This is a genomic window from Variovorax sp. PBL-E5 (genome assembly GCF_901827185.1).
Classification (GTDB): domain Bacteria; phylum Pseudomonadota; class Gammaproteobacteria; order Burkholderiales; family Burkholderiaceae_C; genus Variovorax.
Window position 1 is genome coordinate 4,023,906 of record NZ_LR594671.1, and the last position, 14,741, is coordinate 4,038,646.

14 protein-coding genes are annotated in these 14,741 nt (G+C 68.1%); 8 read left to right on the forward strand and 6 right to left on the reverse strand.

The features are described from left to right. The first annotated feature begins 10 nt into the window (after nucleotides 1-10). The 3 genes from WDLP6_RS19625 to WDLP6_RS19635 all read left to right on the forward strand — a co-directional run bounded on the left by WDLP6_RS19625 (nucleotide 11) and on the right by WDLP6_RS19635 (nucleotide 2,748). Entirely contained in the window at nucleotides 11-1,069 is a 1,059-nt protein-coding gene (locus tag WDLP6_RS19625; protein WP_232077136.1) for an AI-2E family transporter, read from the forward strand. 112 nt (nucleotides 1,070-1,181) lie between these two features. Continuing rightward, nucleotides 1,182-1,754, forward strand: a complete 573-nt coding sequence (locus tag WDLP6_RS19630; RefSeq protein WP_162593702.1) for an isochorismatase family protein — start codon at nucleotides 1,182-1,184, stop codon at nucleotides 1,752-1,754. Nucleotide 1,755: 1 nt separating this feature from the next. Further along, the gene (locus WDLP6_RS19635) at nucleotides 1,756-2,748 is read left to right on the forward strand and encodes a GlxA family transcriptional regulator (RefSeq protein ID WP_162593703.1); all 993 of its coding nucleotides are present in this window, start codon (nucleotides 1,756-1,758) and stop codon (nucleotides 2,746-2,748) included. Between the two features lie 9 nt (nucleotides 2,749-2,757). Here the strand turns inward: WDLP6_RS19635 and WDLP6_RS19640 are convergent, their stop codons facing one another. The 4 genes from WDLP6_RS19640 to murJ all read right to left on the reverse strand — a co-directional run bounded on the left by WDLP6_RS19640 (nucleotide 2,758) and on the right by murJ (nucleotide 7,932). Continuing rightward, a complete protein-coding gene (locus tag WDLP6_RS19640) occupies nucleotides 2,758-4,977 on the reverse strand; it encodes an FUSC family membrane protein (RefSeq protein ID WP_162593704.1) in 2,220 nt (739 codons plus the stop codon). Nucleotides 4,978-5,026: 49 nt separating this feature from the next. Next, complete coding sequence (locus WDLP6_RS19645) at nucleotides 5,027-5,449, reverse strand: bleomycin resistance protein (protein WP_162593705.1); 423 nt, start codon at nucleotides 5,447-5,449, stop codon at nucleotides 5,027-5,029. After that, nucleotides 5,449-6,300 (reverse strand): SirB1 family protein, encoded by an 852-nt coding sequence (locus WDLP6_RS19650; protein WP_162568814.1) that lies wholly within the window; start codon nucleotides 6,298-6,300, stop codon nucleotides 5,449-5,451. The genes WDLP6_RS19645 and WDLP6_RS19650 overlap by 1 nt, the downstream gene beginning before the upstream one ends. A 66-nt stretch (nucleotides 6,301-6,366) precedes the next feature. Beyond that, on the reverse strand, nucleotides 6,367-7,932 hold the full coding sequence (gene murJ / locus WDLP6_RS19655; RefSeq protein ID WP_162593706.1) for a murein biosynthesis integral membrane protein MurJ: 1,566 nt from the start codon (nucleotides 7,930-7,932) through the stop codon (nucleotides 6,367-6,369). A gap of 211 nt (nucleotides 7,933-8,143) precedes the next feature. Here murJ and rpsT point away from each other — a divergent pair, with 211 nt between their 5' ends. Beyond that, nucleotides 8,144-8,458, forward strand: a complete 315-nt coding sequence (gene rpsT, locus WDLP6_RS19660; RefSeq protein WP_162568816.1) for a 30S ribosomal protein S20 — start codon at nucleotides 8,144-8,146, stop codon at nucleotides 8,456-8,458. 122 nt (nucleotides 8,459-8,580) lie between these two features. Here the strand turns inward: rpsT and WDLP6_RS19665 are convergent, their stop codons facing one another. Beyond that, the gene (locus WDLP6_RS19665; RefSeq protein ID WP_162593707.1) at nucleotides 8,581-8,928 is read right to left on the reverse strand and encodes a DUF3579 domain-containing protein; all 348 of its coding nucleotides are present in this window, start codon (nucleotides 8,926-8,928) and stop codon (nucleotides 8,581-8,583) included. Between the two features lie 160 nt (nucleotides 8,929-9,088). On the opposite strand from WDLP6_RS19665, the gene WDLP6_RS19670 reads away from it, so the two are divergent. Both WDLP6_RS19670 and argF read left to right on the forward strand, forming a co-directional pair. Beyond that, nucleotides 9,089-10,294 (forward strand): aspartate aminotransferase family protein, encoded by a 1,206-nt coding sequence (locus tag WDLP6_RS19670; RefSeq protein ID WP_162593708.1) that lies wholly within the window; start codon nucleotides 9,089-9,091, stop codon nucleotides 10,292-10,294. Continuing rightward, a complete protein-coding gene (argF, locus tag WDLP6_RS19675) occupies nucleotides 10,291-11,247 on the forward strand; it encodes an ornithine carbamoyltransferase (protein ID WP_162568819.1) in 957 nt (318 codons plus the stop codon). The genes WDLP6_RS19670 and argF overlap by 4 nt, the downstream gene beginning before the upstream one ends. A gap of 13 nt (nucleotides 11,248-11,260) precedes the next feature. On the opposite strand, the gene yjjJ is transcribed toward argF, so the two are convergent. Beyond that, the gene (gene yjjJ, locus WDLP6_RS19680) at nucleotides 11,261-12,649 is read right to left on the reverse strand and encodes a type II toxin-antitoxin system HipA family toxin YjjJ (protein WP_162593709.1); all 1,389 of its coding nucleotides are present in this window, start codon (nucleotides 12,647-12,649) and stop codon (nucleotides 11,261-11,263) included. Nucleotides 12,650-12,818: 169 nt separating this feature from the next. Here yjjJ and kynB point away from each other — a divergent pair, with 169 nt between their 5' ends. Together kynB and kynU are read left to right on the forward strand one after the other, a co-directional pair. Further along, on the forward strand, nucleotides 12,819-13,463 hold the full coding sequence (gene kynB, locus WDLP6_RS19685; RefSeq protein ID WP_162593710.1) for an arylformamidase: 645 nt from the start codon (nucleotides 12,819-12,821) through the stop codon (nucleotides 13,461-13,463). Next, nucleotides 13,460-14,740 (forward strand): kynureninase, encoded by a 1,281-nt coding sequence (gene kynU / locus WDLP6_RS19690; protein WP_162593711.1) that lies wholly within the window; start codon nucleotides 13,460-13,462, stop codon nucleotides 14,738-14,740. Before kynB ends, kynU begins: the two co-directional genes overlap by 4 nt. Nucleotide 14,741 lies beyond the last annotated feature (1 nt).

Below are 14,741 nucleotides of genomic sequence, written 5' to 3' on the forward strand. Positions count from 1 at the left end.
GCCGCAGCGCGTGAGCGAGACCCCGCCTCCGGCGTCACGGACCCTGATTGCGGCGAGCTACCTGCTCATCGCCAGCGCTCTGCTGCTGGTGATGTGGCATGGACTGCTGCCCGGCCTGCTGTGCATCTGCATCGGCTTTCTCGGCACGCGCTGGATCGCCCGCGTGCTGGACCTCGCCTTGCGGCGATCGCTGCCTGCGCGCGCGGGCACGGCGATGCCGCGCACACCCTCCTCGCTGTCGCGCGGCATCGCCGCCACGCTCATGGTGCTGGCTCCGATCGGCATGCTGATCGTCGCGTTTTCCGAAGCGCGCGAGTTCGTCCTCAACGCGCCGGAGCAGTACCAGGAATTGCTCGACTACATCGCCCGTACCATCCTGGAATTGCGGCTCAAGCTGCCGCCGGAGATCGGCGCCTACCTGCCCGAGGGTTCGGCCGAAGTGCAGCGCATCGTCGCCGGCTACCTGCGCGCGCAGGCCGGGGCGCTCGCACTGACCGGGCGCGCATGGCTGGCCGGGGTGCTGTTCTCGTACGTCGGCCTCATCGTGGGCGCATTGGCGGCCGTCTCGAAGCCTCCGGCCACCGGCCGGCCCCTGACCCATCAGCTGAAGCAGCGCATCACGCTGTTCGGGCAGGCCTTCGGCCAGATCGTGGCGGCCCAGTTCTGGATCGCTGCGTTCAATGCCCTGCTGACCTCCGTCTTCCTGCTGTTCGTGCTGCCGCTGTGGAGCCTGGAACTGCCCTATGCCCCGGCATTGATCACGCTGACCTTCGTCGCCGGCCTGGTACCGATCGTGGGCAACCTGGTGTGCAACACCGTCATCACGCTGGTCGGGCTGTCGGTCTCGCCCTTTGCCGCGGCGGCCTGCCTGGTGTTCCTGATCCTGATCCACAAGGCCGAATACCTCATCAATGCCAAGGTGGTCGGCAGCCGGACCCATATGACGGTCTGGGAGCTGCTGGTCGCGATGTTCGTCGCCGAGGCGGTGTTCGGCCCGGCCGGGCTGGTGGCCGCGCCGCTCTTTTATGCCTACGTCAAGAAAGAGCTGCAGGTGGCCGGGCTGGTCTGAGAGACTGCGTGTCCGGATCTGATCGATTCTTGTCCCGCATGGCGCGGACGAGACACATGGTGTCCGAGAAGAATACGGCGCATCATTCACCCGACGAGAAAGAGCATCCGCCATGAAAAGCTGTCTGATAGTGATCGACGCCCAGGAGTCCTTCCGCCAGCGCCCGTACTTCACCCGGCGCGACTTCGTGCCCTACATCGCGGCCCAGAACGCGCTGATCGAAGGCTGCATTGCCGCCGGCATTCCGATCGTGCGGATCTTCCACGTCGATGGTCCCGCCAGCGCGAGCAACCCCTTCGCGGTCGAATCGGGCCACGTGCGCCCGCTCGAAGAGCTCGCACGCTTCGATGCCGCCGCGACCTTCACCAAGCACCGGCACAGCGCCCTGGTCCACACCGGGCTCGAGGCATGGCTGACCGAGAACGGCATCGGCCGGCTGATCGTGAGCGGCATCCGTACCGAGCAGTGCTGCGAAACCACGACGCGCCACGCATCGGACCTCGGCTGGACCGTCGACTACGTGATCGATGCGACGCTGACCTTCGACATGGTGCAGCCCGACGGCCGGCCCTTGTCCGCGGCCGACATCAAGGCACGCACCGCCACCGTGCTGCAGGACCGCTTCGCGCAGGTGTGCAGCGTCGACGAGGCACTCGCGCGCGCCGGCGCGGCTGTCGCCGCCTGACGTGAGCGCGCCGACGCCGATCCGCGTCGTCTTCGTCCTGCTGACCCACAGCCTGGTGCTCGACTGGGCCGGCCCGGCGGAAGCGCTTCGCATCGCGAATCAGTTGCTGCTGGCGGCCGGCCAGCCGGCGCGCTTCGAGATGGACTTCGCGAGCCCGCGGCCGGCCTCGATCAGTTCGGTCGGCGTCGCCTTGTCGGGTCTTGTGCCGCTGCCGACGCAATGGCGCGGGTCCACCTGGATCGTGCTGCTCGGCCTGCCCGGCCACACCCTCGCAGTCGACAGCGACGAGACGCAGGAACTGCTGCACTGGCTGCGCGGCCAGCATTTCGAGCGTGACCGGCTGGAACTGATCACGGTCTGTGCCGGCGCACTGCTCGCGGCGCATGCGGGCCAGCTCGCGGGCCGTCGCGCGACCACCCATCATCATCACCTCGACGAACTGCGGCAGGTCGAGCCGCGCTGCGAGGTGGTGAGCAACCGCGTGTTCGTGCTCGACCCGCCCGTCTACAGCAGCGCCGGCGTGACGACCGGCCTGGACCTGATGCTGCATCGCATTGCCGAGACCTGCGGCGAAGCCTTGGCGGCACAGGTCGCGCAGACCATGGTGATGGCGCTGCGGCGCGGGCCGCAGGATCCGGAGTTGTCGCCCTTTCTCGCCTACCGCAACCACCTCCACGCCGCCTTGCACCGCGTGCAGGACGCCGTGAGCGGGCAGCCGCAAGACGACTGGACCGTGCCGCGCATGGCCGAGGTGGCCCATACCTCGGCACGGCATCTCACGCGTCTCTTCGTCGAGCATGCGGGCATCGCGCCGCTCGAATACCTGCGGCGCCTGCGGCTCGCGACGGCCCAGCTGGCGCTGGCATCCGGCGCCAGCGTCACGCGGGCAGCCGAGGTCTCTGGCTTCGGCTCCGACACGCAATTGCGCCGCGCCTGGCACCAGTTCGGGCTGACAGGATCGCCGTCGGGCGCGCAAAGGCTGCCGGCGCGTTAGCCGTGCGCGTCAGCCCGCGCGCGTCTCGCCGATCCCGCGGCCGGCATCGTCCGGCGACCTGCCGCCGTCCCGCGAGAGCCATTCGCTCGCATGGCGACGCAGGGCCCCGATCTGCCGCTGGATCCACGAGAGTTCCATGACCGCGAGTTGGGCAACCCGGCCGCCGCCGGCACCCAGTCCACCGGGGGCCGGGAATCCGAAGCCCGTTTCCACCGCACCGATCGCACCGGCCTCGAGTTCATCGGCCAAGTGCTCGAGCGCCGTCGCCTCGCCTTCGGCCGCTTCACGCAGCCTTGCGACCCACTGCGGATCGGGCAACGCGGCACGGCGCGCGCCGAGTGCCGAGAGTCCGCTCAGCAGGGCGTGTGAGCGAAGCAGGAATCGCAGCGCCGCGAGGGCGCGCGGCCACCTCCATCGCGGGTCGCGCAACAGGTCCGCCACGGCCGTCGACAGTGCGGCATCGGCGTTGTGGGCGTTGCGCCGCGCCAGCCGGTAGGCAAGGTCGTCGTGCGCGCCGGCGCGGTACTGCTCGATGGCCTGACGAAGATAGGCTGCGTGGTTGCGCAGGCTGGCCGCGGCCAGTTCGTTGATACGCCGCGCCTGCCAGTAAGGCAGCACCAGCAGCAGCGCGAGCGCCGCGATCACACAGCCGGCGGCCGCGTCGGCCAGCAACGGCGCGATCGACGCCACACCGAGCTTCGCCGGACTGGAACACAGCATCACCAGCAGCGCCATTGCCGCGGTCGCGCGCAGCGAGCGCTCGTCGCGCGCTGCGAAGAAAAACACGCCGGCCGCCACGCCCAGCAGCGCGTGCGGCAGCGGTTGCGCAAGCACCTGCTGCAGCCCCCAGCCGGCCGCGATACCGACCAAGGTGCCGGCCATGCGACGGCCGATGCGCGCGACGGTTTCACCGACGCTCTGCTGGCAGACCAGGAGCGCCGCAAGCAGGATCCAGCCGCCCTGCGACGGACGAAGCAGCCACGCCGCACCGCCGCCGACCAGCAGGGCGAGCGTCAGCCGCAATGCGTGGCGAAACAGCGCCGAGCGCGTCGCGAGCTGGCGCCGCACGCGCCTGGCCGCATCACGCCACGAGCGCGGTGCGCGGTCCAGCGGACCCAGGTCGGTACGCACCGTGCGGCCGGACGGCTGGCTCGCGCTGGCGAGTCGCTCCTCGAGCTGCGCGAGGTTCTGCGCGATGGCCTCGATCGACGGCAGCGACGCCATCCGATCCGGCAAGGCGGCGCTGTCGCGCGCATGCGCGATCGCGGTATGCAGATCCGCCAACGCGCGCTCGGCCCCGGCCTCGGCCGCCAAGGGCTCGCGCCGCTCGATCGAATGGGCCAGGCGGATACAGCCCTGCCCGAGCAGGTCGAGCACCTGCCGGCAGCGCACCAGCAGGGCGTCGTGCAGCGATCCCTCATCCGGCGCGCCAGTGTCGTGATGGAACGCGCTGGCGCGCTCGTGCACGTCCTGCGCGATCAGGTAGAGCCCGCGATAGCGCGCGATGCGTTCCGTCGGCGCGCCGGTGCCGATGCGGCGCAGGATGCTCTCCTTGGCCGCATTGAGTCCCGTCACCACCGCCGCATTGAAGAGCGCCAGCGACAACCCTTCGCGTTCGAAGTCAGGCCCGCGCGCGACGCCGGACAGCGAGGCCCTGAAACGCATGCCGTCGCCGAGCGCATCGAACAACCGCACCAAACGCAGCTGAACCGGCTGTGCCGGCAGCACCGCGCACCAGAGCACCGACAGCAACCCGTACCCCGCCGCGCCGGCCAGCAACAGGCGCAGCAGGTGCCCGCGTTCGATGCCCGTTGCAGGTGCCTGGCCGACGGCCAGCACCACGGACAACGCAAGGATCAGCGTCGCATGGCCGATCGGCTTGTAGCGCACGTCGACGGCGCCCAGCATCGTCAGGCAGAACGCCGCCGCCGCGAGCACCGCGGCGAAGATCAGGGGCTTGTCGAACAGCAGCGCCGCCACCGACGCGGCGATCGCCAAGCAGATCCATGCGAAGAGCTGCGTGCGCAAGCGCCCGCGCCAGCTGTCATCGGTCTCGGCCAGCGCACTCGCGGCAATGCCCAGCAGAACGGGCGGCGCCGCTTCGAGGTGGCCGCCGAACCCCCACAGCGCCGCCGCACCGCCCAGCGCGATCAGCACCCGCAGCGGCTGGCCCCGGCGCGCGAACGCACTCAGCCACCGACGGAAGGTTTCGATGGCAGGAAAGCCCATGGCTACGATCCCGCACGATACGTGCCACCCCGACGGCCAAAGACCCTGCCTACGACAGGTAGCCGCAGAAGCGCAGCACGTGCCCGTCGGGCTCGCGGATTGCGAATTCGCGCAGGCCCCAGGGCTGCGATACCAGCGCCTCGACGATGGCTACGCCGCGCTTCACGTAGGCCGCATGCAGTCCGTCGACATCGCGGCCGACATGGATCACGATCTCGCCGCGCCATGCCGCTGCATCGCGCCGGCCGCATTGCCAGAGGCGGATGTACACCGGATCGCCATAGCTGCGATCGCCTTTCTTCACGCGCGCATAGCTCGGCGGCTCGCCCGCGATGAAGTCGAGCTCGAAGCCGAGCACGTCGCAGAAGTAGCGCGCCGCCCTTGCTGCATCCGCCACCGGCAGCACCGGCTGGATGCCGTGGAACTCGTGCAGCGTGCCGAGATCCACCGCTGCGGCCCTGGAGGCGTCCATCAGTTCCTCGCGCGGCGCAAGGCGGCGACCCGTTCGGCGACGGCATCGAGATCGAGTGCATCCTCGGCATGCGCCAGATAGGTCTCGAGGTCGCGCACCGCCAGTGCGGTGTTGCCCTGTTCGGCATGCGCGAGGCCGCGGTCGCGATGCTCGCCCCAGGCCTCGGGAAGCAGGGCAACCAGGCGGTCCTGCACCGCGATCGCACGCTGCCAGTCTTCCTGCGCGCGATGGATTTCCTTCAGGTTGCGCAGCATCCGGCCGATGATCTCGCGCGGCGCCGCCGGCTGCAGGTAGAGGCCGAGCGGCACGTCGAAATCGCCGACCAGGCCATTGCTGCGCTTGTAGGGCTCGAGCCGCTCGCTGAGTTCCTCGCGCGACAGCGACTTGCCGGTGAAGGGGTCGATCACCACCTGCCCTTTCGGCAGCGTGACCTTCAGCATGAAATGGCCCGGAAAGGCCACGCCGCGCGCCTGCAGGCCCAGGCCCTGGGCCAGTTCCATCCACAGCACCGCGAGCGAGATCGGAATGCCGCGCCGCGTGCGCAGCACCGCGTTCAGGTAGCTGTTGTCGGGGTCGTAGTAGTCGTTGACGTTGCCGCCGAAGCTGAGGTCGTGGAAGAAGAACTGGTTGAGCGCGCGCAAACGCTGCAAGGGCGCCGCGTCGGCCGGCAAGCGCCGCCGCAGCCGCGCGAGCAGTTGATCGATGTCGCCCAGCACCTGCTGCACGTCGAGTTCCGGGTATTCGTCCTGCGCGAGACTGGCGGCCGCTTCGAGCAGCGGGAACTGCTCGTCGCTCTTCACGAGCGATTCGAAGTACTCGAGAGCGGTGGGCGTCGAAAAGCTGAACGTCATGTGTCTTTGTAGAGGAGCGCGGCAGGAGCGTCAAGACGGCACCGCCGCTTGCGGCGCCTGCAAGGCTCAGTGGCGCATGAAACTGCGCAGCTTGAGCCCCGCCGCGGCGAGCACCGCGAAATAGAGTGCGGCGGCGCCCGCGATCAGCGCCGCCAGCAGGCCGACGCGGTACAGACGATGCTCGCGCAGGCCGATCCAGTCGAAATGCTGGTTGCCCCAGACCAGGAGCGCGGCGAGCACCAGCGCGGCGGCAAGCACCTGCAGCAGGAACCGGCCCCAGCCGGGCTCGGGCTTGTAGCTGCCGCGGCGCATCAGGCCGATGAGCAGCCACGCCGCATTGACCATGGCGCCGATACCGATCGTCAGCGTGAGCGCCGCGTGCTGCAGCACCGGCACCAGGAACACGTTGAGGACCTGGGTAAACACCAGCACGCCGACCGCGATCAGCATCGGCGTGCGCATGTCGTGCTTCGCGTAGTAGCCGGGTGCAAGCACCTTGATCGCCACCAGGCCGATCAGCCCGACGCCATAGCCCATCAGCGCCACCGTGGTGCGCTGCACGTCGACATCGCTGAACCTGCCGTTGTGGAACAGCACCGCGACCAGCGGCTGCGAAAACACCAGCAATGCCACCGCACAAGGCACCGAGAGCAGCACCACCAGACGCAGACCCCAGTCGAGCATCGCCGAATAGTGCGCGTCGTTCTTCGCCGCGCGCGCGGCGGCGAGTTGCGGCATCAGCACCACGCCGAGCGCCACGCCCAGCATCGCGGTCGGGAACTCCATCAGCCGGTCGGCGCTGGTGACCCAGCTGACGCTGCCCTGCGCGAGGTGCGAGGCGATCTGCGTGTTGATGAGCAGCGAGATCTGCGCCACGCTGACGCCGACCAGCGCCGGCAGCATCAGCCGGACGATCTTGCGCGTCGTGGGGTCGGCCCACGCAATGCGCATCGCGTCGATGCTGGCGCCGATGCGCGGCATCATGCCGAGGCCGCGCAGCGCCGGTATCTGCAGCGCCAGTTGCAGCGCGCCGCCGACCATCACGCCGACACACTGCGCATAGATCGGCTCGATCCCATGACGCCTGAACCAGGGTGCGCCGACGACGATCGACAGGATCAGCGCCACGTTCAGCAGCACCGGCGAGGCCGCCGGCACGACGAACTTGCGCCAGGTGTTCAGGATGCCGCCGGCCAGCGCCACCAGCGACATGAAGCCGATGTAGGGGAACATCCAGCGCGTCATCACGACCGCCGCGTCGAATCCGTCAGCGGTCTGCTTCAGCCCACTCGCCATGGCCAGGACCATCAGCGGCGCCCCGACCACGCCGAGCACGCACACCACCACCAGTGTCCACACGAGCAGCGTCGCCACATGGTCCACCAGTTCCTTGGCACCCGCTTCGCCGCGTTCCGTCTTGCAGGCCGCCAGCACCGGCACGAAAGCCTGGCTGAACGCCCCTTCGCCGAACACCCGGCGAAAGAGATTGGGGATGCGGAACGCGACGTAGAACGCGTCGGTCAGCGCGCTGACGCCGAACACCGAGGTCATGAGCACGTCCCGGATGAGACCCGTGACCCGGGAGGCGAGCGTCAGCAGGGAAACGGTGGAGGCAGATCTGAAGAGCGACACCGCCGGAAGTGTAGGTGCACTCGATGCGCCCTCTTTCACGGACGCGCAACGCGTCGGACCAACTCCAGAAATACCGCGGATCCGGCTCCGCCGGTCCGCAGGTATTGCCCCCTGCGAGGGGGTTGCAGGCTACACGAAGTGAGCAAGGCTGGGGGTTTGCTAGAATCATTGGCTTTGCTGCATCATCCCCAGACACCAAGGAAACTCATTTATGGCATCCGCCAAGCCCAAGAAAAAGAACCCGCGCCTCGCGTCGGGCCGTAAGCGCGTCCGCCAGGACGTCAAGCTCAACGCCGCGAACACCTCGCTGCGCTCCAAATACCGCACCGCCGTGAAGAATGTCGAAAAGGCCGTGCTGGCCGGCGACAAGACCAAGGCGGCCGAACTCTTCGCGAAGGCCCAGAGCATCGTCGACACCGTCGCCGACAAGGGCATCTTCCACAAGAACAAGGCAGCGCGCGACAAGAGCCGCCTGTCGGCCAAGGTCAAGAACCTGGCCCTCGCCCCTGAAAAGGCCGCCGCCTGACGTCATCAGGCAAACAGCCCGGACCGGCCTTCGTCCAGTCCGCCGTTTGATCGGGGTGCGCTGCAGCAAAGTGAAAAACCGCCTTCGGGCGGTTTTTTCATGGGCGCGGCCCTTGCCCGCTTTCAGACCCGGCCGGCCTGCGGCGGCTTGACCGGCGCCGGCGACGCATCCGGCACCAGGCAGGCTTCGGCGACCTGCAAGCCGTTGTCGCGGGCGAAGTTCATCACGAAGTCCCAGGCCATCACGTTGGCCTCGCGCAGTTCGCGGCTGACGACCACGCACTTGATGCCGTTGATGATCGTCGGCACGCACCACGGCGAATAGCTCAGGTGACTGCCCGGATAGGCGCCGCCCGGCCGGAACGAACACATCACGCCCGCCAGCCGCTCCGCCCAGTCGCTCGGGCGAAAGGTCCGGCCATCCTGGGTGATGCCCTGAATGAAGACTTCTTTGGCGCTGGGAGAAATCATCGGTTGGCGTGAAGGTGGCGCAGACGCTTGCTGCGCCGCACAACGATTCTATCCGGGGGTTCCGCGAGCGATCCACGCGGGCATTGCTGTAATGCGCAATCCTCAACGACGCTGTCAAACCGGCCGCCTAGAATCCGCGTTCCCTTTTCTGGAGATCCCCATGAGCGCCGCTGTCGCACCCTCGTCGCCCCACGTCATGAACACCTACGGCCGCCTGCCGATCGCGTTGTCGCACGGCCAAGGCTGTCGAGTGTGGGACACCGAAGGGCGCGCCTACCTCGACGGCCTGGGCGGCATCGCCGTCAACACGCTCGGCCACAACCATCCCGAGCTGGTGCCTGCGCTGCAGGACCAGATCACCAAGCTGATCCACAGCTCCAACTACTACTACGTGCCGGGCCAGGAGCAACTCGCAGCCAAACTGACCGAGCTTTCCGGGCTCACCAACGCCTTCTTCTGCTGCACCGGCCTGGAAGCCAACGAAGCCGCACTCAAGCTGGCACGCAAGTTCGGCCATGACAAGGGCATCGAGCGGCCGGAGATCGTGGTCTACGAGGCCGCGTTCCATGGCCGCAGCATCGCCACGCTGTCGGCCACCGGCAACCCCAAGGTGCAGAAAGGCTTCGGCCCGCTGGTCGAGGGCTTCATCCGCGTGCCGCTCAACGACTTCGACGCGCTGAAGGAGGCGACTGAAGGCAATCCGAATGTGGTGGCCGTGTTCTTCGAAACCATCCAGGGCGAAGGCGGCATCCACCCGATGCGCTGGGAGTACCTGCGGCAAGTGCGCCAGCTGTGCGACGAGCGCGACTGGCTGATGATGATCGACGAAGTCCAGTGCGGCATGGGCCGCACCGGCAAGTGGTTCGCGCACCAGTGGGCCGGCATCAAGCCGGACGTGATGCCGCTGGCCAAGGGCCTCGGCTCGGGCGTGCCGATCGGCGCCGTGGTCGCCGGCCCGCGCGCCGCCCATATCTTCGGCCCCGGCAACCACGGCACCACTTTCGGCGGCAATCCGCTCGCGATGCGCGCCGGCATCGAGACCATCCGCATCATGGAAGAGCACCAGCTGCTCGACAACGCTGCCAAGGTCGGCGCGCACCTCAAGGCCGCGCTGGAGCGCGAGCTCGGCAGCCTGCCCGGCGTGGCCGAGATCCGCGGCCAGGGCCTGATGCTCGGCATCGAGCTCGACCGGCCCTGCGGCGTGATCCTGAACCGCGCCTGCGACGCCGGCCTGCTGCTGAGCGTGACCGCCGACAACGTGATCCGCCTGGTGCCGCCGCTGATCCTCAGCACCGCCGAAGCGGACGAGATCGTCGCGCTGCTGGTGCCGGTCGTGAAGACCTTCCTCTCGGAGCCTCGGCCATGAGCGCGGCGCCGGCGATTCGGCACTATCTCCAGTTCTCGGACTTCACGGCCGACGAGTATGCGCACGTGTTCGCACGCGCCGCACTGATCAAGAAGAAGTTCAAGGCCTACGAAAAGCACCAGCCGCTGGTCGACCGCACGATGGCGATGATCTTCGAAAAGGCCTCGACCCGCACGCGCGTGAGCTTCGAGGCCGGCATGTACCAGTTGGGCGGCAGCGTGGTGCACCTGACCACGGGCGACAGCCAGCTCGGCCGCGCCGAGCCCATCGAGGACAGCGCCAAGGTCATCAGCCGCATGGTCGACCTGGTGATGATCCGTACCTTCGAGCAGACCAAGATCGAAGCCTTTGCGGCGCATTCGCGCGTGCCGGTCATCAATGGCCTCACCAACGAATTCCACCCCTGCCAGATCCTGGCCGACATCTTCACTTACCTCGAGCACCGCGGCACGAATTCGGAAGGAATGCCGGACCCGGCCTTCCTGGCCGGCAAGACGGTGGCCTGGGTCGGCGACGGCAACAACATGGCCAACACCTGGCTGCAGGCCAGCGAGATCCTCGGCTTCAAGGTGCACGTGAGCACGCCGAGCGGCTACGAGGTCGACCAGTCGATCGCCGGCATCCGCTCGTCGGACAGCTACCAGGTCTTCAAGGACCCGATGGAGGCCTGCCGCGGCGCCGACCTCGTGACCACCGACGTCTGGACCAGCATGGGCTACGAGGCCGAGAACGAGGCCCGGCGCGCGGCCTTCGCCGACTGGTGCGTCGACACCGAGATGATGCGCGCGGCCCAACCCGACGCGCTCTTCATGCACTGCCTGCCCGCGCATCGCGGCGAGGAAGTCGAGGCCGACGTGATCGACGGGCCGCAATCGGTGGTCTGGGACGAAGCCGAGAACCGCATGCATGCGCAGAAGGCGCTGATGGAATTCCTGCTTCTCGGCAAGGTCTAGCAGAAGTCGAGGCTCAGCGCGCAGCCAACTTGCCGAGAAGCGCTTCGTTGTCGCTGCAGATCCGCCGGAACGCCGCGCTGATTCGCCGGTCGGCCGCGGCAAGTGCCCAGAAGGCAACAGCGGCGCGCGCCGCATCTTGCCAGGCGACTGCGTCCGCGGGCAGCGGCAAGCGCGGCGCGTAGTTGCGAGGAGGCAGTTCGACCCCGGGCACGGGTGCATAGGCCATCGGCAACATGTCGTAGATGAGCGCCAGTTGCAGCACATGGGTGTCCCCTTGTCGGGACGGCACGAACGACAGGTTGCCGTCGTGCATGTCGGTGTTGCCGATGAGTTGCCCGAAGAGCCACACGCGCAGGATGCGGCCAAGGTCCTGCGTCTCCAGCCAGCCCTTCTGCGCCAGAGGCTGGACCGCCTGCGCCCAAGGGCGCCCAGCGCTGCCGACGAAAGCATGGTTCAGGGCGAACCACGACACCATGCCCGAACGACCCAGCGTGCCATGGCGATCGAAGCGGTCGACTTCCAGAAATGTTCGGCCCGCGTGTGCGTAGACACGCGAGCGTGCAGTGGCGATGCCGGCGTGTTCCTCGAGCGCACGTCCGGCCAAGTGTTCACACACCAGAAGGTCCGACCAGCGCTGCGTGCCCGGCGAATCGTCCGACCCCGAGAACTTGACCAGCACATGCTGCTGCGCGCCATCGGCTCGCTGCCGCAGGGTCGTGAACTTCGGGAACTCGCCGCCGGCCGAGGATCCGGCCACCCCCGGTTCCAGCGCCTGCGAAGCAAGCCTCGGATACTCCCTGGCCAGCTTCGAATCCGGCAACCCCGCAGGTGAGTCACCGGATTTCACGCGCTGCACCTGGTCGAGCCACAAGCGGCAGGCCGGCGCGCCCACCAGCAGATCGCCCGCGGTGTCCGCGCCCAGGATCGACAGCGCGTACAACACATCGTCGTTCGACCAGGCCGTCGGATCCTCGCCGACCTGGAGTACCGCAGCGTGTTGCCGCGCGAACGTGCGGCCCATGAAGCCCTGCGGCCGCATGTCCTGCATCGGATACGGCAAGCCTTCGAACCAGCCATCCTGCATCTCCCCGTCGAGCGGCCATCCGAAGTCGCCGCTGTAGCTGAGGGCCGTGCCGTCGGGGTGGACCAAGTCCAGCGCCGCAATCTGCTCGGGCGTCCCTTCCTGGTCGATGCGAAAAAGCGGCAGCGACTCCAGCGACCCGCGCAGCGCGCGCCTGGCTGCGTACTTCGTGCGACGCGCTCGCCCCCGCACGATGAGCGCGCCCTCCGCGGCCCGCGCAGCCCGGCTCAACGTCGGCCGGCTCGCCCGCATCAGCTCGGCGAGCCTGTTGGCCGGCTGCGGGCCTTTCGCACGAAGAAGGGTGACTGGGTCGATCGGCATGGTGAAACAATTTCTTGCGTCAATACCTCTCCATTTCTCAAAGGGAAAAGTTCTGACGCATCTCGACAGTATGAATCGATTTATGAAACGATTCTATCGACAAAGCCAAGATGGAAGCCGTTGCTAATAACCGACACCACAACCCACCAAGCAGCGCTAACTTTGCATCATGAACCAACGCATCTGGGATATCTCGCCGCCGGTGCATGAAGGCGCCCCGGTCTTCCCCGGCGACACGCCCTACCGGCAGCGCTGGGCCGCGACGATCGCGCCCGGCTGCCCGGTCAATGTCAGCGAGATCACGCTGTCGCCGCATGTCGGCGCGCATGCCGATGCGCCGCTGCATTACGACCCGGCAGGCGCCACCATTGGCGAAGTCGAACTCGCACCCTACCTCGGCCCGTGCCGCGTGATCCATGCGATCGCATGCGGACCACTGGTCGAATGGACGCACCTCGCGCATGCGACCGACCGCCTGCCGCCGCGCGTGCTGGTGCGCACCTATGCGCAGGCGCCGGTCGAGCGCTGGGATGGCGACCTCGCCGCATTCGCGCCCGCCACCATCGAACGGCTCGCGGCACTCGGCGTAACGCTGATCGGCATCGACACCGCAAGCATCGACCCGGCCGACAGCAAGACGCTCGACAGCCACCAGGCCATCCGCCGCCTCGGCCTGCGCGTGCTCGAGAACCTCGTGCTCGACGACGTGGCCGAGGGCGACTACGAACTCATCGCATTGCCGCTCAAGCTCGTGAGCGCCGATGCTTCCCCCGTGCGTGCGATCCTGCGCGAACTTCCATCCGATCGACCATGAACCTCGACGACTGCCGGCGCCTCGATGCGCAAGACCCTCTCGCCGCCCTGCGCGGCCAGTTCCTGCTGCCCGACGGCGTGATCTACCTCGACGGCAATTCCCTCGGCGTGCTGCCCCGGGCCACGCCGGCGCGCATCGCCGAAGTGGTCGCGAAGGAATGGGGCGAGGGCCTGATCCGATCCTGGAACACGGCGAACTGGTTTGACCTGCCGCAGCGCCTCGGCGACAAGGTCGCGCGCCTGATTGGCGCCGCACCCGGCGAGGTCGTGTGCACCGACAGCACCTCGGTCAATCTCTACAAGGTGCTGTTCGCCGCGCTGTCGCAAGCGAAGGCGGGCGGCCGCCGCATCGTGCTCAGCGAGCGCAGCAATTTCCCGACCGATCTCTACATCGCCGAGTCGCTGTGCCGCGAGCGCGGCTTCACGCTGAAACTGATCGACGCCAGCGAACTGCCCGCCGCGCTGAACGACGAAGTGGCCGTGCTGATGCTCACGCACGTCAACTACCGCACCGGCGCGATGCACGACATGAAGGCGCTCACCGCGGCCGCGCATGCCGCCGGCGTGCTCGCCGTGTGGGACCTCGCGCACAGCGCCGGCGCAGTGCCGGTGGCACTCAACGACAGCGATGCCGACTACGCGATCGGCTGCGGCTACAAGTACCTGAACGGCGGGCCTGGCTCGCCAGCCTTCGTCTGGGTGCACGCGCGCCATGCGGACCGCTTCGAGCAGCCGCTGTCGGGCTGGTGGGGCCACGCGGCACCCTTCGAATTCACACCGCACTACCAGCCCGCGTCGGGCGTCGCACGCTATCTGTGCGGCACGCAGCCGATCGTCGCGCTGGCCGCGCTCGAGTGCGGACTCGACACTGTGCTCGCGGCCGAGCCCTTCGATGGCGCGCGGGGCAGCATGGCCGCGCTGCGCACCAAGTCGCTGGCGCTGACCGATGCCTTCATTGCGCTGGTGGAAGCACGCTGCCCCGGCCGCTTCACGCTCGTCACGCCGCGCGAGCACCACCTGCGCGGCTCGCAGGTCTGCCTCGCGATGAGCGGCAACGGACCCGGCGCCTACGCGATCGTGCAGGCGCTGATCGCACGCGGCGTGATCGGCGACTTCCGCGCCGGCGATTCGCAGATGCCCGACATCCTGCGCTTCGGCTTCACGCCGCTCTACCTCGGCTTCGAGGATGTGTGGCGCGCGGTCGAACACCTCGTGCAGGTGCTCGAGACCGACGAATGGAAGCGCCCCGGGTTCAACCAGAAACTGGCAGTGACCTGAA